Below are 21,731 nucleotides of genomic sequence, written 5' to 3'. Positions count from 1 at the left end.
GAAAACGCGGACTGAACGAGTCATCATCGATTTCGACCGAACACCATGAGCGTGATGTCATCGTTCTGTGGACGGCCATCCGCGTGCTTCTTCACATCTTCACGGATCGCTCGTCCGAGCTCTTCCGCATCGTCGGTATGTTCTGAAATGACTTCCCGAAGGCGTTCCGATCCGTACAGATCCGAGTTCGGATTCATCGCCTCACTGACACCGTCCGTGAACAGAACGACTGTCTCCCCGGGTTCGAGTTTCCTCTCCCGCTTCTCGAAGGGAAAACTCTCCAGAACTCCAATCGGAACCCCAATCGAATCGTCATCAAACTCTTCAATCGTGCCATCAACCTTGCGAATCATCGGGGACATGTGCCCGGCGTTCACGACAGACATTGAATGATTGACGGTGTCAAGAATTGTCAGAACAAATGTGACGAATCGCCCTTCAACCGCTTTCGCGCACATGTGCTCGTTGATCGCTGCGACAGCTTCCCCAGCATCGGTGACGAATTCGCTCGTGCTGCGGACAACGCTCGACATTCGCGACATCACCAGCGATGCTGGAACACCTTTCCCAGCGACATCACCGAAGGCCAACCAGATTTTCCCGTCTTTCGTCGGGATCACATCGTAATAGTCTCCGCCAACGGCCTGCGCAGACTCATACGAGGCGAAGAACTGGTATTCGCTGATTTCGGGAAATGCTTCCGGAAGCAGTGCATGCTGCACATTCCGGGCGATATCCATCTCGCTGTCTTGCTTTTGCTTTTCGACGAACGCATCCAGCAGACGAGCCGTTTCAAAGTTATTAGCTGCCTGGCTGGCGACAGCCATCATGATCTCAAGGTCTTCATTCTTGAACTGCATGACCGGATTCTGAGTGTCGATGTTGATCACTCCAACCGGATCACCCTGCATGTCGAGCATCGGCACGCACATCATCGATCGAATTGTCAGGGCTGAGATCGACTCACTCGCATCAAACCGAGAGTCGCTGGCCGCATCCGCTGAGAGAATTGCTTTCTTCTCTTCGAGCACGGAGTTCAAGATCGTTCGACTCAATTTGACCGTCGCATCTTCGCCTTCGCGTCGATGCTTCATCGCACGCGGTGTCATTCTCCCCGATTGTGCATCACGCAGCAAAATGCACCCGCGATCGGCAGCCGGGAAAATTGAGAAGAGGCTGTCAAGAATTTTGGGCAGCAGCGACTCAACATCGAGCGTTCCAGCCAGGCTGCGACTGATCTCAAGGACAGCCTTTAACTTGTCCTGCGGGCGAGAATCAAAAATCCCTCCGACGAGTTTGCTGTCGAGGGAGTTGACGATGGTAGAAGACCCGTCGTCCTGTTCGTGAATCTCAACCTGATTGAATCCTTCAGCATGTCGAAGGACGGAACTGGAATCATCGTCGGAGACACGATCGGTATCGAACCGCATCAGGATCGGGCCGAATTTCAATCGGTCGTTGCCCTTGAGCGGAGTGGCGGCTTCAATTCTCTTCCCATTCAGAAACGTTCCGTTGCCGCTTCCGAGATCTTCGATGAGAACTTCGTCACCCTTGCGAATCACTTTCGCATGAGTTCGAGACACCATGTTCGAGGGCAGCTGAATCTCACACTCAGGAAGACGGCCGATGACCATCTCGTCTTTGGAGATTTCAAAGGGTGTCGCCTGACCATCTTGCAGTAAGACCAATTTGTCCATGAGACTCGACTTTCCGTGAGCAATATGTCTTTGCTGTGGACTCGCCTGAACGGTTTCACTCAGCGTTGACTCGGTTTGCTCGCGCGAGTTCGTGCAAACCAGCCCGAAAATGCTCGAGACGGAGGCTGCAATTGATCACGAAGGAAATGAGCCAACGGTAATTCCATTGCTGCTCATCCTAAGCACCTCTTAGACGTTGAAGATCGACTCAACGTTTCCTCGCAACACTTGCTTGCCCAGACCGAGCGCCTGCTCTTCTGACCAACCTCGCTTCTCGACAAAATCATTCGCCAGCACGTGTGCCAACGTTTGACGATACATCCGGAATTTCGGCAACGCGAACTCCAGCTTGTACATATCGCTGTAGTATCCGACTTGCTTATTTCGGGGCACAGCTTCCAGACGACTTCGCGTATCGAGTTCAATATACGTCGGGATATTCGAGTACCACCAGTGCCCGTTCGTCACGACATTCGGGAAAATCCACGCGTAACTGACCAGTTCCTGATTGCTCGTGCTGCCCAGCACAGAGATTGGAAATGTCACATCGGGAAACGCGTTGAACAGCTGTTGATACTGAATGAGAGAAACCCGCTTGTCGAACAGATCCTGTCCCTGATAGACGCCGTTTTCGTAGACTCGACGATTAACTCCAATCATTAAATCGAACGGGAGCTTATGTTCCTGGCAGTGCTCCGCGATGGTCCAGAAGACGAATGAGGAAAGCATTTCCTGTTCGGCACTCGTCAACCGCTGGCCTCGAATCGTTCGTTTAATCACCGCAGCAGCTGCACCAGCATCGACTTTGGCCGGAGAGAAACTCGGCGGAATCGAGATCGCACACGCTTTGGCATTCTTCTCGACAAACTTAGTGAACAGTTTGCCGATCGCTTCGCGGAAAGTTGTCGCATCACCAACTTCAATTCCCGAAGCCTCGTTGAGTCGATTCCGAACCGACTTCTTCAAGAAGTGAAAGACGAGATCGTCAGTTCGCAAACAAGGAATATAGACGTTCGTATCAAACCCTTCGAGCGGATCGTCGAAGTCATTCGTCAGGAACACTTTCTCCAGCTTGCTGTGCTGTAGAACGTGTTGTTCCCAACCTTCCTGAGCAAACTTCTGCTGAGCAGTGTCGTAGAGTGCTTCCCAGTTGTCGGTCGTGATTCGGTCGTCCTTGAAGTCAAAGAACTCCCGACAGATTTCCAATAGCCACGACACCTGAATAGTGTTGTCGAGATCACTCAGCTTCTCGATGAGTCGACCGACCTTCGTTTTGGGGTCGAGTCCTTCCTCTTCGATTTGTGATTTCGCAAGCCCGGCCGAGTGAGCAAGCTCGGTGTAATAGTGATACCCGAGGATATCCGCCAGCGTCTCTGAAGGAGCTGACAACGGATTGATGTGTGTGTGCGGGTCGATCAGAACAAGCTGTTCGAGTTCGTCAAAGAGCGTCTTCGTAAGAGCAGTCGTCATGAAATGCTACTTTCCACCAAGAATCGAGTCGCTGTCAGTGTCGCCAACGATCGAACGGACTTCAACCGTTCCTGACGAGAGAAATCGATGAACCGTCAAGCTTCTGTTCCAACTGGTCCAAAAGAGACGACGCAGCAGTGATGCGTATCTGGCGTCCGGTTTCCGAAGTGGGAACGATTTCAACTCGAATCTGATCTCGCGGCAAAGCCTCTTCCACACGATCAGCCCATTCAATCAGACAGAGATAATCGCCTCCCAGAAGCTCATCTGCGCCGAGTTCAAGAAACTCATCGACATCCCCGAGACGGTACGCATCAATGTGACAGATCGGGATCGCCGTGTCGTATTCCTGGATCAGAACAAACGTCGGACTACTCACATCCTCACGATTTGCCCCACAAGCTTCGGCAATCGACTGAACGAGATGAGTTTTCCCAGCCCCCAGATCACCAATCAGCGCGACGACCATGCCTTCTCGCAGCACAGTCGCGAAGAGTCGACCAAACTCCTGAGTTTGTTCCAGGCTGTCACTCGAAACAATTCGGACCTCCCGAGCTGGCCGGTCCTGATCACGATTTTCGGTCATGTGTAGCGAACTTCGCGATGCTGTTCTTCGAAGTATTCCGTCAGCAGGCTGTCGACCTGAAGCAGACCTTTTCGAGTAAGACGAACCTCTTCTTCCTCGACCGTCAGATACCCTGCGACCTGCTGGTTCGACAGCGGTTCTGCAAACTCGACGAGCGGGTCGACTCCAAACTTGGCTTTGAATGGCTCAACAGCAACGCGACCCTCTTTCATCTGCAAGATCCACTCGCGAATCAGCTTCTGATGAGAAGTCGGAGTCATCGCCCGATTCACAGGCAATTCACCAGCTTGAACTGTGGAGATGTAGTCGTTGAGCTCATCTTTGTTCTGGTAGTGCACACCCTGCAAATGACCGAAGCTCGAAACACCGACCGCCACGATGTCACTTCCGCGGAAGAGATTGTCGCGGTACACGAAACGGTCCGTATCAATGTTCTTAACCAACTCGTTTCCGCTGGAAAGCTGGTACCCAGCGGACAGGAATCGATCAATCGCTTCACTCGCCCAGCGACGCTTGGTCGGCCAGTCAGCGACGGGAGACGCAGCACCCTCTTCGAGAATCTCTTTCGAATAGACAGTATTGAATGGCAATTCCATCTGATAGATCGTCAGATTGTCCGGCTCCATCTCAAGAGCCTTTTCAACGCACTTGTGCCAGTTTTCGTCGGTCTCTCCGACCATCCCCGCGATCAAGTCGATGTTCACCTGTGGGAAACCAACTTGCTGAATCCAGTCGTAGGCTCGCAGAATTTCCGGTGAAAGGTGCGCCCGTCCGTTCTCTTCGAGAATGGCATCGTTGAAGTTCTCCACCCCCAACGAAACGCGTGTCACTCCGATCTCTTTGAGCGTTTGCACCTTTTCGAGACTCAGCGTTCCCGGCTCACACTCGAAAGTGACTTCTTCTGCGTTGTCCCAGGAGACAGACTCACTGAGTCGCTCCCGTAACATCAACAGTTGCTTCGCACTCAGGTAAGACGGAGTTCCGCCTCCAAAGTAGACGAACTTCAGAACGCGATCCGCGATTGCGGGCTTGTCTCGAAGAAGTCGAACTTCCTTGTCGAGAGTGTCGACGTAGTTCTTGATCGTCTCGGCGTTCTGTTGTGTATAGACCCGAAAGTAACAGAACTTGCACCGCTTCCGGCAAAAGGGAATATGCAGATACATCCCCATCGGAATTGAGCGATCAGGCTCTTTCTCGAGAGCATCCAGAAACTGGTGCCGATTGTCCTTCTTCCATTGGGAAAAAGGTGGATAGTTCGAGACAAAGTAACTACCAACTTCAGTCGTCGTCTCGCTGCTCATGCTGTATCCCGTACGATCGCGGTTTGATGAATCGCGTTGCAATTGCGGAAACTCGCTGACTCAACATCTTCGCAATGAGCGAATTGAGTGCGAATGCGTTCATTCAATGTGGCTGCTCAAGTATATGATGAGCCACGGTCGACTTCGAGTCGAAATCCCGAATCGCCGCAATCAGCGTTCGTCCTTCAGCCCAAACACTGCCTGAAGCGCCTGCAGCCCCGATTGTCCCTGATTCGCGTCGACCACGACACTCATGCGGATTTCACTGGTATTGATCATCTGGATATTGATTCCAGCCTCCGAAAGGGCTCGGAACATCTTGTCGCCGACACCTGTGTGAGTCCGCAGGCCAATCCCTGACACGCTCAGCTTCGCGATCTCTGCTTCATGAGTGACTGTTGATTCCTCCCAGTCAGCTCGCACCTGATCAACAAGTTCGATGCAGCGTTCCACTTCGCTTCGAGGCACGGTGAACGAAACTTCCGCGTGACCACTGTTGCTGATGTTCTGCACGATCATATCGACCATCACATTCCCGTCAGCGACCGCGTGGAACAATTTCGCGCAAGTTCCCGGCACGTCCGGAAGGTGATGCAGAGTGATTCGCGATTGAGATTCGTCGAGCGTGATCTCGCTGACGACAATGTCTTCCATGCTGGACAACCGCCCCACGATTCGCGAGAGCAACTCGTCTTCGCTCGCTGTCGATTGCTCGACCGAACGAGCCACCTTGGAGCCCACAGCTGGCACGTGGGTATCACCAGCATTCATCCGGAAACCGCGATGCACAGCCTGCAAAGCTTCCTGGCACTGATCACGTGCCACAAGCACAGAAACCTTGATCTCGCTCGTCGTAATCATCTCAAGGTTGATGTTCTGTGCTGCAAGAATCTGAAACAGCTGCGCTGCAACGCCCGAGTGGAACTGCATTCCACTTCCGACGACAGAGACCTTTGCAACGTTAGTTCCACTGCGAATCGTTCCTGCTCCGATCCGTTCAATCGCCGTATTGGCAGCGGTCAGCGTCTCCGCGAGATCTCCTTCAGGAACGGTGAATGTGACCTCGGCTTTGCCGTTCGAAGCGACGTTCTGAACGACCATGTCGATCGGAATCTTCCTGTCCGAAAGACACGAGAAGATTGTGCTCATCACTCCCGGTTCATCCGGCAAATCATCGAGTGTGACTCGCGCTTCATTCTTGGCCAGAGCCAAACCCGTCACCGTTCGGTCTTCACCAGCAGTTGCGATGAGTGTTCCCATCCCGTCATTAAACGACGGCCTGACCCGCAGCGGAACACGAAACTTCTTAGCAAACTCAATCGATCGAGAGTGCATCACGCCCGCACCGAGGCTCGCCAGTTCAAGCATTTCGTCATACGAAAGCTGTTCAATCTTCCGCGCCTCATCCACCGCACGCGGATCAGTCGTGAAGACTCCTTCCACATCCGTATAAATCTGACACTCATCTGCCTGAAGTGCAGCAGCCAGTGCAGTCGCTGTTGTATCGCTTCCGCCGCGTCCGAGCGTCGTGATGTTTGAAAGAGCGTCAATCCCCTGAAACCCGCACGCGACAACAATTTCCCCAGCATCGAGATGACGACGAATCCGATCCGTCGAAATCGACTGAATCCGCGCCTTCGAAAATGTCGAGTCGGTGACAATTCCGATCTGACCGCCGGTGAGACTGACAGCCTTTTCTCCCATGGAATGAATCGCCATCGACATCAGCGCGACCGATTCCTGCTCCCCGGTCGACAGCAGCATGTCCATCTCTCTCGCAGCGGGAGATTCGCTCAACTCTCCTGCCAGTTGGACCAGTTCATCCGTCTTCTTTCCGCGAGCGGAAACCACCATTACCACTTGATGTCCATTACGGTGAGCCGCAACGGCTCGTTCTGCGGCAGCACGGATCTTTTCCGCATTGGCAACGCTGGTTCCTCCGAACTTCTGAACAATGATCGACACGGAAACGCCTCGGAATCTCTGAGTGTGGGGACAACAATCTGTGGAATTCGGAAGCGTATCAAAGCCAAAGGAGTTCGGTCGACCATTGTTTCGCGAGAATTCCCCAGAATCGTTCTGCATTCCTGCGAGAATCCCGAAAACCCGGCATCCAACAGCTCACATTCACAGACGTTGATTCATAAACCAAAGAAGTGTCCATCCGGGCGAATCCCTCACTTTCGTTCCGTTTACCTAGATGAATACGCCGTCGGCACTGACTCGAAACTCGACCCCACGATGATTAGTCTTAAGATTCAAGGCATCGACAACCAACACGAAAGCGAACTTCATGAGCGTTCAACCAGTTCTTATCAACGGAGAATGGCGTCCATCGACAGGGTCAAAGACCTTTACACGAATCAACCCGGCCAATCGAGAAGTCCTTTCGGGAGAGTTCCCAGTCAGTCCTTGGGAAGAAATTGAAGAAGCCCTTGAAGCTGCTCACGCCGCTTTCAAAGAAGTTCGCGACTTCGAACCGGAACGCTTTGCAGACTTTCTAGAAGCCTACGCCGCCGAAATCGAAACCCGCATCGACGACATTGTCACCGCTGCGAACGAAGAGACGGCACTGCCGGTTTCCCCTCGCCTGAAAGATGGGGAAATGGTTCGCACAATCGACCAACTCCGCCAGGCAGCGAAGGCCGCCCGAAATCGAGCCTGGACGCTGCCCACAATCGATACCAAGACCAACATTCGCTCCATGCTCGGCCCAATCGGACCAGTCGCTGTCTTTGGTCCCAACAACTTTCCGCTCGCGTTCAACAGCATCGCGGGAGGGGACTTCGCAGCTGCTGTCGCGGCCGGAAACCCTGTGATCGCCAAAGGTCATTCCGCTCATCCTCGCACAACTCAGCTTCTCGCCGAGTCCGCTGCCCACGCCGCCGAAACGACGAACATGCCCAAAGGATTTGTCCAACTCGTCTACCGCACCTCTCACGAGGACGGGGCCCGACTTGTCGCTGACAAACGCTTGGGTGCCACCGGATACACAGGCGCGCGACACGCGGGGCTCTTCCTGAAAGAAGCCGCAGACAAAGGCGGAAACCCCATCTACCTCGAACTGTCGAGCATCAATCCCGTCTTCATTCTGCCCAATGCACTCAGTGAACGACTCGACGACCTTGTCGAACAGTTCGTCGGAAGCTGCCTGATGGGGACCGGACAGTTCTGCACAAATCCGGGACTCGTCGTGCTTCGCGCCGGCGATCAGGCTGAGCAGTTCATCTCTGCTGTGGCGAAAAAATTCGAGGAAGCACCGGCCGGCACTCTGCTCGGAGAAGGTGTCGAGCAAAGCCTGCGAGCTGGCATCGTCGCGATTCAACGCACAGGAGCACATATCGTCACCGGAAACAAACCAGTCGACGAGTCACGTTGCTGCTTCGCCAACACCCTCCTTCGTTCAACAGGAAAACAGTTCCTTGAAGACCCAGCTGGCCACCAAGAAGAAGCTTTCGGAAACAGCTCTTTGCTGGTCGTCTGCGATTCCGATGAGGAAGTGATCGCTGTCGCGGAACAACTGGAAGGCAATCTGACCGGCTGCATCTATTCCGAAACGAATGGCGCTGACGATGCTCTCTATGATCGTCTGGCAGGGGAACTTCGCCGACACGTCGGTCGACTGCTCAACGACAAAATGCCAACTGGTGTGGCTGTCAGCCCAGCCATGAATCACGGTGGTCCATATCCAGCGACTGGTCATCCCGGGTTCACAGCTGTCGGAATTCCCGCGTCATTGCGGCGATTCGCCATCCTGGAGTGCTACGACAACGTCCGCTCACACCGGCTTCCTCCAGCACTCCGCGACGAAAACACAATCGACGGGCTGTCACGCTTCGTCGATGGTGAATGGACTGACCGCTCACTCTAAGAGTACTCGTTGGCCTTTCGGAACGATCGCTGGATTTCAGGAATCAATTCTTCACCTGAAATCCAGCAACTCCGACACGCGTATCAACCTGCTGGCAAGTGTTGGACAGAGTCACTCTTAGACGTCAATGTCGTCGACTTCGGCTGCTTCATCCATGATGATCCGGTAACGCTCACTGGCATCTTTGCCAAGAAGTTGAGCGAACGTCAGATCAGCTTCGACGGCACTGTCGATGTCGACCCGCAACAGCGTTCGAGAATCCGGATCGAGAGTTGTCTCTTTCAGCTGACTTGCATTCATCTCACCCAGCCCTTTGAACCGTTGCACGTCAATCGTGCGATTGGCCGGAATTGAAGCGAGAATCTCTTCTTTGTCGCTGTCGTCGCGAGCATACATCCGCTCTTTTCCGAACTCGATCTTGTAGAGCGGAGGTTGCGCCAAATACAGGCGACCGAGTTGAATCAGGTCACGCATATGCCTGAAGAAAAACGTCAGCAACAGCGTGCTGATGTGATAGCCATCGCTATCGGCATCCATCAAGAGAATGATGCGATTGTATCGAAGCTTATGAGGATCAAAGTGTGGTCCAATCCCGGTTCCGAGCGTTTCGACAAGATCACTGATTTCCTGATTCTTGATAATCTTGTTCAGTTCCAGAGATTCCGTGTTCAGCACTTTTCCACGCAGCGGCAACACAGCTTGAGTCGCTGAATTGCGACCGCTGGCAGCTGTCCCACCGGCGGACTGGCCTTCCACAATGAACAGTTCGCACTCCTCGGGATCAGTCGATCGACAATCCAAAAGCTTGCCCGGCAGGTTGCTCCTCTTTGACCCGGGCCCTTTCCGTTTGATTTCCTTAATCGCATCGCGACTCGCCTGTCTCGCACGGGCAGCGAGGATGATCCGACCGATCACAGCATCGGCAATCGAAGGATTGTTGTTGAGCCACGTCTCGACCGACGGACGCACGATCCCATCCACGAGCGAAGTCATTTCCGGGTTATTCAACCGGTCTTTGGTCTGCCCCTGGAACATCGGATCATTGTGAAACACGGACACAATTCCGATCACACCTTCACGGATATCATCGGGGTTGATGTTCAACCCCTTTGGCTTGATTCCATGGACGTCCATGTAGTTTTTGACAGCTTTCGCGAGACCGGTTCGAAACCCGGATTCGTGTGTTCCGCCACCGCGAGTCCGAATTCCGTTCACATAGCTGCGAATCTGCTCATCGGTTGATTCAGTCCACTGCAGAACCATCTCAACTCGAATTGCTCCCTCATCTTTATCAGCTTTGAAGGGTGCTTCGTGAACCGCTTTTCGCTTTTCGTCTTTGATCAGCTTCTGCAGGTAAGCTGCAATTCCTTCGGGATGGTGCAGCTCGAACCGTTCGCCTTTCATCTCGTCGACGAAGGTGATTTTCAGACCTCCATGGATGTACGAAATGTCTTCAAGGTGTTGCCGAATCGTATCTGCATGGAACTGCACACGCCGGAAGATCTGATCGTCCGGCCGAAAGAAGATGATCGTCCCATGCCCGCGGAAAGGCTTGATCTTTTTCACCGGCCCGTCGGGTCGGCCTCGTTGATAAGATTGCCGCCACTCATGCCCCTCACGATGAACCGTTGCCACCATCTCTTCCGAGAGTGCATTCACCGCCGACGAACCAATTCCGTGAAGTCCCCCGCTGCGAACGTAATTCTTGTCGGAGAATTTTCCGCCCGCGTAAAGCGTCGTGAGGATGACCTCCAACGCAGATTTCCCTGTCTTCTTGTGCTTGTCGACCGGGATGCCTCGCCCGTTATCCTCAACGCTGATCGAACATCCATCTTTGTGGAGCGTTACTTTGACCTGATCACATTCTCCCGCCAGATATTCGTCGACGCAGTTGTCCACGATTTCCCAAACAAGGTGATGCAGCCCGCGAGCATCCACACCTCCGATATACATCGAGGGTCGCTTTCGGACGTGTTCAAGCCCTTCCAGGACTTCAATATCGTCCGCCATGTAATCGGAGCTGGATTTCACAGATGTCGACATAAGTGGAAACTGTTTCGCTGAAGTGAAAAGTGGACGTGAAGTTGAAGTGTTGCTGATTCAGGTGGGAATTGTGCTGTTTTCCAGCTGCGACTCAACCACCTATTCAAACGTTTCGTAAACTTACTCTTTCAATCGATCGTTTGAAAGAACGAATCGCATCCAGAAAAATCCGAAGAATGGGATGGATGCTCAGCAAAAACAATCCGAGCGTCGTCGCGATCCCGATCTAATTCTGTCCGATTCGATACAGATGCGACTCGCTGCGAAGCAGGATGGAATCTCCGTCGACAGCATAGGAAGCGAACGTCCGCTCACTGCTCCCGACACTGTTCCGCGCCAACTCTTCGAATTCCCGACTCGCTTTCAGAACAATCCCCGTCCCGGTTTCATCCTGAAAGTAGAGCTTTCCGTTCGACACAATTGGCGAAGCTGAGAAGTTCCCGCCGAGACGTTCCTGCCAGACAACTTCTCCGGACTCAGCATCAAAGCATGTCGCGATTCCCTTGTCTGAAACGACATAGAGAGAGTCTTCGAAATAGACCGGTGAAGGCGAATGAGGAATGGCTCGATCGGCACTCCATCGCAAATGAGTCTCTGTCACATTCCCATTGCCCGTCGGATCGATCGCCAACAGCTTCGGTTTATTGAACCCGGTGCAGACGAAGACTAATCCTCCCCCGAAGACTGGCCTCGGCGTCACCGAATATCCGCCCGGATAGTCAACTCGCCAGATCTCTTCTCCCGAGATTGGGTTGTAAGCGAAGACAGCATCACTCCCCGGACAGACAGCTTGCTGCTGACCATTGACTTCAATCACCAGCGGAGTCGAAAACGAAAAGCCTTTCTTGGGATCAGTCTCTCGATCGGTCCGCCAGCGAATGTCGCCATTGTCTCGATCGAGTCCAACCACGAACTGTTGGTCTCCTCCATCACAGCAAATCACCAGCACACCATCAGCGAGTGCCGGAGAACCGCCGTTTCCGTGAACCGGTTTGTATTCCAGCTTTTGTTTCCAGACGATCTCGCCATCGAGTGTCACGCAGGCTGTCCCATGCGGACCAAAATGAGCATAGAGATATTCCCCGTCACAAATCGGAGTCGGACTGGCGTGTGAGTTCTTTTTGTGCATCGCCACATCATCTGAATGAGTCCACAACTCCCGTCGCCACAACTCGATTCCGGTCTCAGCATCGAGGGCAATCAGTTGGAGCGATAAGGAGTCTTCATCCTCTTCGGAAGCAAACGTCATGTAGATCTTCCCGCCGACGACGATCGGCGAAGACCAGGCAAGCCCATCGAGCTGCTGTTTCCAAAGAATGTTCTCTGGATCTCCGTCGGTATCGTCCCATTGAACTGGCAGACTGACGCCGCTGACTTCTCCCTGTCCAGTCGGCCCACGAAACTCGTTCCAGTCCTCTCCACTCACTGAAAGCACGAATAGAGATAGAACGATAGCACCAACCGAAAATGGGATTCTCATCTCATGTCCCTCAACCATTTCCATGGTTTCTCTGCACTCACGTGAACTCGATTCACCTGCTGAAAATGCGTTTGCTCGTGCAAATCGCTGCCGTCCAGAGATCAGGATGTCGAGTGATTTTGCCTCGACCGATCTCAATTCGACCGACTGCAACATAACGGGAGATCAGGCCGCGTCAATCGATTCCGAAACCAGCCCAAAGACGCATCAGTTCTTCGTGATCGATTCATCGAGATTCAGAAGAACGCTCGCCAGCTCAAAGCAAGCTGCCTGTTTTTCAATCGCAACGTTGGCTTGCCGAAAGTCTTCAGGGACGACTTGCTTCGCCGCTGCGGGATCGCCAGCAAATCGCTGTTCTTCAGACTCCAGAAACGAGACAAGAAACGCTGCTTCGTGGCTGTTGGGCAACCGTGACGTCACCAACCGGAATCCCAACTCGACCAATTCGTCCGAATCTTGCTCCGTACACTCGACCAGCATTCGGTTAGCCAGCCCGTGAGCCATCTCGACGTATGCAGGATCATTAAGCAGGGTCAACGCTTGCAGCGGAGTATTGGTCCGGGAACGCTTCACCACGCACGAAGCTCGATCGGGCGCATCAAAGTTGACGAAGCTCGGATACGGGGCACTTCTTCGCCAGACGACATACAGCCCTCGGCGAAAACGATCGCCATCGGTGTCGGTCTCCCACTTTGGAGCGTTACGCCCCACATGTCGCCAGATGTTCTCAGGCTGCGGAGGATAAACCGGCGGACCTCCGACATCGCGACATAGCAGTCCGCTAATGGCCAAAGCCTGATCGCGAATCGTTTCCGCACTCAAACGGAATCTTGGTCCACGAGCATAAAGCCGGTTCAAGGAGTCCAATTCCCGATCGGCACTCTCAATTCGCGAATCCTGCTGATAGGTCTCCGAGAGCACAATTGTGCGATGTATATGCTTCATCGACCAGTTGTGTTCCATAAATTCGACCGCCAGCCAGTCAAGCAGTTCCGGATGAGTCGGCCGCTCACCTTGAGTTCCAAAGTCTTCCAGAGTCTCCACAATTCCGTGACCGAAGAATTCCGACCACCAGCGATTGACAGCCACGCGAGCAACCAGAGGGTTTTCTTCAGAGACAAGCCATTTCGCGAAAGCCAGACGATCACGTTCTTCCGTTTCATCGACTGCCGTAGAAAGAGAATGAAGAACGCCAGGCACAGATGCTTCGACTGTCACCCCCGGAGACAGGAAGCTGCCCCGTTGGAAGATGTTAGTTTCCCGAACATCGTCCATCTCGACCATCACCAACGTTGTCAGCGGAGTGATGGCATCAATTTTCGACTGGATCTCCTTACGCTGTTTAACAAGCCGTCTCATCCCGCGATCTTGCGACGCGTGATAATCTGCCAGAGCAACTGACTGTTCCTCAGTCCGTTCTTTCTCAGCCAGCAATGCTTCACGAATGTCCTCCGGAATCGTCGCTGCCTCTGGATTGCCAGTCAGAGCTTGAACTCGCAAGCGACCGATGGTTCGCGATCCCCCGAACTGCTGAGAAAGTTCAAACCGAATCGTGACCGGCTTCGACTCTGTTCCTTGATCGGTTTTGTTGATCGCTTCTTCGATCAGAAAACTTGCCCAGTGTGGCTCTCCGAATTTCGGATTGATCGCCCAAGCGGTCTCAGGATCTCCATCAATCAGCCCGGCGACATCATAGTTCTTCTGAGAGAAGCTGGCTTGAGGCGTATGCAGCTTCAAAACTCGATCGTCGTCCCCTTCCGAAGTGACAGAAGCCGTCAACTCATGGGCGACGAAGTTCGGCCGTTTTGCGTCTCCGCGTCCGGGTCCTTTTCCGGGGAGTGAATCGTCCGTCAACGCTTCGATTTTGAATCCAGTGATCTCTTTCAGGTCAGTCGAGAATGAAGCAGTGTATGTATCCTTGTTGGGAGCTTCCCCGGTCAGAAGAATCGAGGAGTCGGGGAGAATGCGATAGTCCGAACCGTTCTTCGATTCGAACTTAACTGGCTCCAATACATGCCACTGCGGGACCGAAGCCAGGCTCGATCGCAGCTTGTCTTCCCAGGTTTCTTGCTCTTGGGTGAGTGCTTTCTCCCGACGTGCGATGCGAACTTCAAGCTGCTTCAATTCTTCTTCAAACTGATCCCGTTCTTGTTGTTGAAGCTCAGTAAGTGGAAGGTCCATCTTCGGCCCCGACACTTCAAACTGAACTCCCTTCCCGCCGGGTTGTACAACTTCCAAAGGGGTGTTGTTGAAGAACGCAAAAAGTTCGTAGTACTCCTCCTGCGAGAACGGATCGTACTTGTGATTGTGGCATTGAGCACATTCAAGAGTCGTTCCCAGCCAGACCGTCCCGGTCGTGTTCACCCGGTCGATGATCTGATTCGTTCGATTCTCTTCCGGATCGACTCCGGCTTCGACGTTGCAAGTGGTACATCGATGAAATCCTGTTGCGACTTTGTCATCCAGACTCGACTCAGGCAGGAGATCACCAGCAAGCTGCGCGATCGAAAACTCATCGAACGGCATGTCATCGTTGAAAGAATTGATGACCCAATCGCGATACGGCCAGATCTCTCGAAACTGATCCGCTTGAAACCCGTTGGAGTCCGCATAGCGAGCTAAGTCGAGCCACTGGCGAGCCCACTTCTCTCCGTAATGCGAAGAAGCCAATAGCTGATCGACAATCTCACGATAGTGATCGTCCGACGGATTCGCTTCGAAGGCTTCCAACACGTGCATCTCAGGAGGCAGCCCGATCAGATCAAGATAAACTCGACGCAATCGTGTCGCTGGCGATGCTGGCGGAGACTGTTGCAGCCCGGTCTCTGACTTTTCAAGAGTCGACAGCACAAACGCGTCAATCGGATTAGCGATTCGACCACTCTCCACGAGCGGAATTTCCGGTCTGGCTGGAGACTCGTATGCCCAATGCTTTGGAGCTTTCACCGTCTGCGGCCAAGAAGCGCCTTCCTGAATCCACCTCTTGAGTAGCTTGATCTGATCATCTTTGAGCGGCGGACCCTCAGGCGGCATTCTTTCGAATTCGCCTGCCGTAATTCGCAGAATCAATTCACTTTCGGATGGCTCCCCAGCCACGATTGCAGGCTCGCCGGAATCATTCCGCAGAAACAGGTCATCCCGCCCAAGAAAACGAAGACCTCCCTCTCTCGCTTCCGAGCCATGACAACTCTCACAGCGGGCTTGCAGAATCGGCTGAATATCACGTTGAAAGTCGACAGGCTTCGCTGTGCCGGGATCGGCGACACCATAGCTGCCAATTAACAAGATTGCGGCAATTCCAAGCAGAAAAAGTCTGATCATCGGCGGGGTGCCCCAGGGGATGATTTGATTGGGGGATCACGAGATGCACAACGCGAGACCACTCCGTGCATTCTTCGGGAGGACATCAAAATTCGCACCTCAAATTTACGACATTTGATACGAAGTTCCAACTGATTCTGCCGATCCTTTATAGGATGGCTCGAAACGATGATTGTTACCGATGACAATCTCGGAGAATCCTCCAACTCAGCAGTGCATCCTCGCCATTGATTTGGACTGATTCATTCAAGAAATCGCAGCTTGCACCAGAACGAAAAAGTTCAGTGGATTGCATCGAGACCGTGAAAATGGTCTGTTTTGGGGATGAGTCCTGAGAGGATCTCCGATTCGGAAGTTCGTCGTGTTCGATTGTTGAAAGGAGAAGGATGTCTCTGAACCGAACCGTTGAAACCGAATTGACGACCGAAGACGGCCACGCTTTGCATGTCGTCGACCATCAGGTTCCTTACGGTCAGGGAACCGTTCTTCTCGTCCACGGCCTCGGAGAACACAGCGGCTGCTACGGGCACATTGTCGATTTGCTGAACTCCGTCGGGCTCAGCGTCGTCCGCTTTGACCAGCGCGGCCACGGAGTTTCAACCGGAACACGCGGCCACATATCGACTTACAACGACTACCTGAACGATGTCTCTCTCGTTGTTGACCACCTTCTACACGAAGACCCGTACCGGCTAATCACACTTTTCGGTCACAGCATGGGGGGCGGAGTTGTCGCGAATTGGTGTCTCCGCAGGATGCCGGACCAACTCGAAGATCAGATCACCGGAGCGATTTTGTCGGCACCATGGTTCCGCCTGGCGACTCCACCATCAGCTTTGAAAACGAATCTGATTCACGGTGTTTCACTCGTCTGGCCAGAATTCAGCGTCCCAACCAGCATTCGAAGTCAGGAGCTCACGCGGTCCGAAGAGATTCTGGAGAAACTCAGAAACGACGAATTGAGGCACAATCGGATCACAATGAAGACCGCCATCGAGTGCCATCAGGCAGGGGAGTGGGCTCTGCAAAACGCTGCACAATTCCCGGTTCCCGTCCTCGCTTTCCACGGTACGTCAGACGTAATCACCTCGTGCGAAGCAACTTACGAGTTCTGCCAAGCAGCTCCAGCCGCGAGATTTGTCCCGCTCGATGAATTCATCCACGAGCCACACAACGACCCCCGCTGGCGAGAGATCTTCAATCACGTCATCGACTGGACCCTCAAGCGCTTCCCCCGCTCACTCGCTGCCTGAGATATTTTTCACTCTGAAAACCGGCTTTCACTGAATGCTGAAACACCTCGACGCATTCGCTTGAGATATATTGCTCAGTTTTGCTCGCAGTGGGAACTCTTCCGCGCGACTCGCTCTACGTCGCCCCAAAAACTGCCCCGCTGGCAACCGAAGAACACATGAATTTCAGTTGAATCGCGATTTGCTTAGGAAGTCAGTTCGTGAGATCGTTGTCTGTGACTGGTGACCGGATCACTCTTGCGCTCTACACTACCGCTTTTCTGCACACGCTCACCGCACAAACTCGACTGAAGATATGTCTCGCTACGAACCTCGGCACATTGAATCCAAATGGCAAACCTACTGGGACGAGCACGAAACGTTCGTGACCTCAAATGAACCGAAAGAAGCCAGTCAGGGGAAAATGTATGTGCTCGACATGTTCCCTTATCCATCCGGATCAGGCCTGCACGTCGGTCACCCGGAAGGTTACACCGCCACAGATATCGTCTGCCGCTTCAATCGCATGCAAGGCAAACACGTTCTGCATCCAATGGGATGGGATGCGTTTGGCCTCCCTGCAGAACAGCACGCGATCAACACTGGGACTCACCCGCGCGTCACAACGTACGAGAACATCGACAACTTTCGCCGACAGTTGAAGATGCTCGGCTTCAGCTACGACTGGAGCCGTGAAATCTCCACCACGGACGAAGATTACTACCGTTGGACGCAGTGGATCTTTCTTCAGCTCTACGACACCTGGTACGACCCAGAAATCAGCTGGACGGATCAGAACGGAACCAACCGCATCGGGCGAGGGCGTCCGATCTCAGAGCTGCCGATCCCGGAAGAGGTTTCCAAGCAAGACAAGCAGACGATCCGTGACTATCAGGACCAGCATCGCCTCGCCTATCAAAGCAACGCTCCAGTCAACTGGTGTCCCGCACTCGGAACCGTCCTCGCGAATGAAGAAGTTACCGCCGAAGGCTTGAGCGAACGCGGTGGCCATCCGGTCGAACGTCGGGCCCTTCGACAATGGATGCTGCGGATCACCGCGTATGCTGAGCGACTCATCAACGACTTGGAAGACCTCGACTGGTCCGAATCGATCAAGATCCTCCAGCGGAACTGGATCGGGAAAAGCGTCGGTGCGGAAGTCGACTTCTTCGTTGAACTCCCTTCGAATTCCGAAGCGACAACTTCGACCACATTCGAAGAATGGAAGTCCGCACGCAAAAGCTCAGGACTTCCACAAACTCCCGAGGGCAACGTGTTGCGGGTTTACACGACCCGTCCGGACACACTCTTCGGGGCGACTTACATGGTGATCGCTCCCGAACATCCACTTGTGGATAAGATCGTCACAGACGAAAAACGCTCCGAAGTCGAAGAGTACCGTCGACGCTCCGCATTGAAGAGCGACCTCGATCGCACGGATCTCGCGAAGGAAAAGACGGGTGTCTTCACCGGTGCCTACGCGATCAATCCGGTCAACGGTGAGAAAACTCCGATCTGGATCGCCGACTACGTTCTCATCAGCTACGGAACCGGGGCCATCATGGCGGTCCCCGCCCACGACGAACGCGACCTCGAATTCGCTCAGACGTTCGACCTGCCTGTGATTGAAGTTGTCGATTCCGGCAGCGATGACGTCGAGAACATTGGCTTCACCGGTCAGGGCACAGCCATCAATTCCGGAGAGTACAACGGAACTCCGACGCAGGAGTTCAAAGAGAAAATCACGCAAGACCTGCAAGCTGCCGGTCTCGGAAAACAAGCGACCAACTACCGATTGCGCGACTGGCTCTTCTCCCGGCAGCGTTATTGGGGCGAGCCGTTTCCGATCTGGCACGAACTCGACGCGGAAGGCAATCCGACTGGAAACATTCGCACGGTCGAAGAAAGCGAACTGCCCGTCACCTTGCCGGACATGGACGACTTCAAACCGAAAGGCACTCCGGACCCGCCCCTCAGCTGGGCTCCCGAAGAGTGGCTTTATTCGGTCGCCGAAGATGGAACTCGCCTCAAACGTGAAACAAACAGCATGCCTCAATGGGCCGGCAGCTGCTGGTACTATCTGCGTTTCGCCGACAACAAAAACAACTCGAATTTCATCGATCCGGAACTCGAAAAATACTGGCTCCCCGTCGATCTTTACATCGGCGGTGCAGAGCACGCCGTCCTGCATCTTCTTTATTCACGCTTCTGGCATAAGGTCCTGTTCGATCGCGGCCACGTGTCGTCGGTCGAACCTTTCCAGAAGCTCGTGAACCAGGGAATGATCCTCGGCGAAAACAACGAGAAGATGTCCAAGTCGAAAGGCAATGTCATCAATCCCGATGATGTCGTCCGCGAATATGGAGCGGACTCGCTCAGATTGTACGAGATGTTCATGGGGCCGCTGGAGCAAGTGAAACCGTGGAGCATGAAAGGCGTCGAAGGAGTCTATCGATTCCTCGGACGCGTCTGGCGACTGGTCACTGACGAGCATTCCGAAGAGGTCAAACTCAGCCCGGCCGTTCAAGACGTCGCCATGAACGAAGAGCAGGAGAGAGTCCTGCACAAGACGATCAAAGGTGTCACCGAAGACATCGAGAAGCTCAGCTTCAACACCGCGATCAGCAAAATGATGGAGTTCACCAACTTCTACACAGGCCAGGATGTGCGACCGAAAGAGGCGATCCAATCGCTCGTTCTCCTGTTGGCACCGTTCGCTCCACACATTTCAGAAGAGCTCTGGCAACTTCTCGGACACTCCGATTCGCTCACCTACGCTCCGTGGCCTTCGTTCGATGAATCGAAAATCGCGGAAGCGGAAATCGAAATCCCGGTTCAGGTGAACGGAAAGGTCAAAGCGAAAATCCGAATTCCTGCCGAAGCTGATCAGGCAGTCATGCAGAAGTCAGCCGAAACGAATGAACTCGTCCAGAAGCAACTCGAAGGAAAGCAGATCGTGAAGGTCATCTGTGTTCCCAAACGAATGGTCAACTTTGTCGTCAAAGGTTAGCCACTTCGCAATTGAAGAACTCATTGAAGCCCGAATGGGTTGTCAAAAGATTTCGCAACTGCAACACACGACGGAGACAAACCGTACAGGAGAGTACGAGCGTTCATGGCCATGAATCACAGCATGGTGTAGGATCGAAAAATGATGCATCGACCACTCACGACAAAAGCGACACGCCCCATCACTCAAGCTTTCACTTGGGGATTGCTCAGCTTGATGTTGTGTTGGTTTGGTTGTGAACGAACGCAGTCGCCGAATGATCAGCTGATCGGAAGCCCGATCGTCTCTTCACAGCAGGATCAAGCTGTCGTCGCGAAACCGGGAGTCCCCGCCACACGACCAGTTCGCCCCTTCGTCGTTGCAGAACCAGTTGCTCCGTCGAGCCAGTTTGGCGAACTCGACCTGTCGACGCTGGAAAGCGATCTGCTCGCAGCTGGCGCCCGACAAAACGCCGCCGACGGGAATTACGACGACGCTGTTCAATTGCAGTACTGGTCCCATGCCCAAAGCGAGGGGTCTGAAGGGGCTTACAATCTCGCCTGTTACTATTCACTCGCTGGCAATGTTGAAGCGAGTGTTTATTGGCTGCTGGAGGCAGCGGAGAAGGAAGGCGTCGACGCGGATTGGACGAACGACGATCCTGATCTAACGCTCGTCCGAAGTGACCCACGTTGGAGCAAGCTTCAGCGATACTTGTCTCAGTACGGAGAGTACTGGAAGACCAGCGGGCTCACCGAATACTCACTGATTCTGCCGTCGAACTATCAACCCACTGAACCGATTCCCATTCTGATCGGGCTGCATGGAATGGGAGGACGGGCCAAGAACTTCGTCAACACCGGCTATCAGGGACTCGCTGACGAAATGCAAATCGCCATCCTCGGCATCAGTGGCCCCATTCCCCTCGGCCCAAGCAGTTTCGTCTGGACTGAAGACCCACAACAAGATGAAGCCAGAATTCGCAAAGCACTCGAGAAAGTCAGCCCCAAGCTGAAAGCCGCCCCCGGCCAGCTTGTGCTGTTCGGCTTCTCTCAGGGAGCCATGGTCGCGGCGGAAATCGCAGCCAGACATCCGGAGGACTTTTCGGGAGCACTCATTATGTCTCCCGGCGGTAACAACGATCCAGCGACTCTCTCTCTTCACCCCAAGGCTAACCACACCCAGCAAGGGTACGTCGTCACCTGCGGAGCTGAAGAGATGCTTGGGAACATCGCAATCACTCGCTTCTACGCCCAGGACCTGAAGCGACTCGGGGCTCGTGTCGAAGCCATCGAGTACCCTGGAATGTCCGAACATCAATTCCCACCAGACTTTGCAGATATGCTTCCGCAATGGGTCGACTTCATTCTGGCAGAAAACAGAGCGACCAACTAAGCCTCACTGTCTTAACTTCTTATTAAGAGACTCTCTGCGGACCATTCGTCGTTCGTGCCAACCGTCATCGAAGTGCGCAACCGTTTGTGTTCGGTTCGACACATGCAATGTCAAAATGACGGCGCACGAACCCGCAAAATGGCAAAAACTGCTGATAAAACCGAATGGCACAGCACATGCCTTTCCTCTGAGCGACCTCAAAAACGAGACACAGAACACTCAGCAGGGAATCAGGCCATGAAAACTCTCGTCCTCACCGCAACATTGATCACTGCCGTCACCGCCAGCGAATGCGACGCTCAATCTTTCGACGCCAAGCAACTGTTCAACCAGTTGTCCAATTCCA

At 53.6% G+C, this 21,731-nt stretch carries 12 protein-coding genes; 4 read left to right on the top strand and 8 right to left on the bottom strand.

Going from position 1 to position 21,731, the window contains the following annotated elements:
* Nucleotides 1-23: 23 nt before the first annotated feature.
* From AB1L42_RS10340 to AB1L42_RS10320, 5 genes are all read right to left on the bottom strand, one after another.
* Nucleotides 24-1,697: a SpoIIE family protein phosphatase gene (locus AB1L42_RS10340; protein WP_367054237.1), complete on the bottom strand. Its 1,674-nt coding sequence runs from the start codon at nucleotides 1,695-1,697 to the stop codon at nucleotides 24-26.
* 189 nt (nucleotides 1,698-1,886) lie between these two features.
* Nucleotides 1,887-3,167 carry a glucuronate isomerase gene (locus AB1L42_RS10335; protein WP_367054234.1) on the bottom strand — a complete coding sequence of 427 codons (1,281 nt, stop codon included), beginning with the start codon at nucleotides 3,165-3,167 and terminating at the stop codon, nucleotides 1,887-1,889.
* Between the two features lie 61 nt (nucleotides 3,168-3,228).
* Nucleotides 3,229-3,753, bottom strand: a complete 525-nt coding sequence (gene tsaE, locus AB1L42_RS10330; RefSeq protein WP_367054231.1) for a tRNA (adenosine(37)-N6)-threonylcarbamoyltransferase complex ATPase subunit type 1 TsaE — start codon at nucleotides 3,751-3,753, stop codon at nucleotides 3,229-3,231.
* On the bottom strand, nucleotides 3,750-5,054 hold the full coding sequence (locus tag AB1L42_RS10325) for a coproporphyrinogen-III oxidase family protein (protein WP_367054228.1): 1,305 nt from the start codon (nucleotides 5,052-5,054) through the stop codon (nucleotides 3,750-3,752). The genes tsaE and AB1L42_RS10325 overlap by 4 nt, the downstream gene beginning before the upstream one ends.
* Nucleotides 5,055-5,225: 171 nt before the next feature.
* The gene (locus tag AB1L42_RS10320; RefSeq protein ID WP_367054225.1) at nucleotides 5,226-7,019 is read right to left on the bottom strand and encodes an aspartate kinase; all 1,794 of its coding nucleotides are present in this window, start codon (nucleotides 7,017-7,019) and stop codon (nucleotides 5,226-5,228) included.
* 328 nt (nucleotides 7,020-7,347) lie between these two features.
* Between AB1L42_RS10320 and AB1L42_RS10315 the strand changes: the two genes are divergently transcribed.
* Entirely contained in the window at nucleotides 7,348-8,925 is a 1,578-nt protein-coding gene (locus tag AB1L42_RS10315; protein ID WP_367054222.1) for an aldehyde dehydrogenase (NADP(+)), read from the top strand.
* Between the two features lie 117 nt (nucleotides 8,926-9,042).
* Here the strand turns inward: AB1L42_RS10315 and AB1L42_RS10310 are convergent, their stop codons facing one another.
* From AB1L42_RS10310 to AB1L42_RS10300, 3 genes are all read right to left on the bottom strand, one after another.
* The gene (locus AB1L42_RS10310; protein WP_367054219.1) at nucleotides 9,043-10,968 is read right to left on the bottom strand and encodes a DNA gyrase subunit B; all 1,926 of its coding nucleotides are present in this window, start codon (nucleotides 10,966-10,968) and stop codon (nucleotides 9,043-9,045) included.
* Between the two features lie 226 nt (nucleotides 10,969-11,194).
* Nucleotides 11,195-12,448 carry a PQQ-binding-like beta-propeller repeat protein gene (locus AB1L42_RS10305; protein ID WP_367054216.1) on the bottom strand — a complete coding sequence of 418 codons (1,254 nt, stop codon included), beginning with the start codon at nucleotides 12,446-12,448 and terminating at the stop codon, nucleotides 11,195-11,197.
* A 207-nt stretch (nucleotides 12,449-12,655) separates the two neighbouring features.
* Nucleotides 12,656-15,769, bottom strand: coding sequence for a PSD1 and planctomycete cytochrome C domain-containing protein (locus tag AB1L42_RS10300; RefSeq protein ID WP_367054213.1), 3,114 nt, complete (start codon nucleotides 15,767-15,769; stop codon nucleotides 12,656-12,658).
* Nucleotides 15,770-16,155: 386 nt separating this feature from the next.
* Here AB1L42_RS10300 and AB1L42_RS10295 point away from each other — a divergent pair, with 386 nt between their 5' ends.
* The 3 genes from AB1L42_RS10295 (at nucleotide 16,156) to AB1L42_RS10285 (ending at nucleotide 21,385) form a co-directional block, all read left to right on the top strand.
* Complete coding sequence (locus AB1L42_RS10295) at nucleotides 16,156-17,022, top strand: lysophospholipase (protein ID WP_367054210.1); 867 nt, start codon at nucleotides 16,156-16,158, stop codon at nucleotides 17,020-17,022.
* 295 nt (nucleotides 17,023-17,317) lie between these two features.
* Nucleotides 17,318-20,011 carry a leucine--tRNA ligase gene (gene leuS, locus AB1L42_RS10290; protein WP_367054207.1) on the top strand — a complete coding sequence of 898 codons (2,694 nt, stop codon included), beginning with the start codon at nucleotides 17,318-17,320 and terminating at the stop codon, nucleotides 20,009-20,011.
* Between the two features lie 141 nt (nucleotides 20,012-20,152).
* A complete protein-coding gene (locus tag AB1L42_RS10285) occupies nucleotides 20,153-21,385 on the top strand; it encodes a hypothetical protein (RefSeq protein WP_367054204.1) in 1,233 nt (410 codons plus the stop codon).
* Nucleotides 21,386-21,731: the final 346 nt, after the last annotated feature.

Source organism: Thalassoglobus sp. JC818, assembly GCF_040717535.1.
Taxonomy (GTDB): Bacteria; Planctomycetota; Planctomycetia; order Planctomycetales; family Planctomycetaceae; genus Thalassoglobus.
The sequence above is the reverse complement of the archived record's forward strand: the minus strand, read 5'-3'. Positions and strand labels throughout refer to the sequence as shown.

What these genes read in the sequence shown, in the direction of transcription:
- AB1L42_RS10340 (WP_367054237.1), bottom strand. Translation starts at nt 1,697, where the DNA reads ATGGACAAATTGGTCTTACTGCAAGATGGTCAGGCGACACCCTTTGAA.
- AB1L42_RS10335 (WP_367054234.1), bottom strand. Translation starts at nt 3,167, where the DNA reads ATGACGACTGCTCTTACGAAGACGCTCTTTGACGAACTCGAACAGCTT.
- tsaE (WP_367054231.1), bottom strand. Translation starts at nt 3,753, where the DNA reads ATGACCGAAAATCGTGATCAGGACCGGCCAGCTCGGGAGGTCCGAATT.
- AB1L42_RS10325 (WP_367054228.1), bottom strand. Translation starts at nt 5,054, where the DNA reads ATGAGCAGCGAGACGACGACTGAAGTTGGTAGTTACTTTGTCTCGAAC.
- AB1L42_RS10315 (WP_367054222.1), top strand. Translation starts at nt 7,348, where the DNA reads ATGAGCGTTCAACCAGTTCTTATCAACGGAGAATGGCGTCCATCGACA.
- AB1L42_RS10310 (WP_367054219.1), bottom strand. Translation starts at nt 10,968, where the DNA reads ATGTCGACATCTGTGAAATCCAGCTCCGATTACATGGCGGACGATATT.
- AB1L42_RS10305 (WP_367054216.1), bottom strand. Translation starts at nt 12,448, where the DNA reads ATGAGAATCCCATTTTCGGTTGGTGCTATCGTTCTATCTCTATTCGTG.
- AB1L42_RS10300 (WP_367054213.1), bottom strand. Translation starts at nt 15,769, where the DNA reads ATGATCAGACTTTTTCTGCTTGGAATTGCCGCAATCTTGTTAATTGGC.
- AB1L42_RS10295 (WP_367054210.1), top strand. Translation starts at nt 16,156, where the DNA reads ATGTCTCTGAACCGAACCGTTGAAACCGAATTGACGACCGAAGACGGC.
- leuS (WP_367054207.1), top strand. Translation starts at nt 17,318, where the DNA reads ATGTCTCGCTACGAACCTCGGCACATTGAATCCAAATGGCAAACCTAC.
- AB1L42_RS10285 (WP_367054204.1), top strand. Translation starts at nt 20,153, where the DNA reads ATGATGCATCGACCACTCACGACAAAAGCGACACGCCCCATCACTCAA.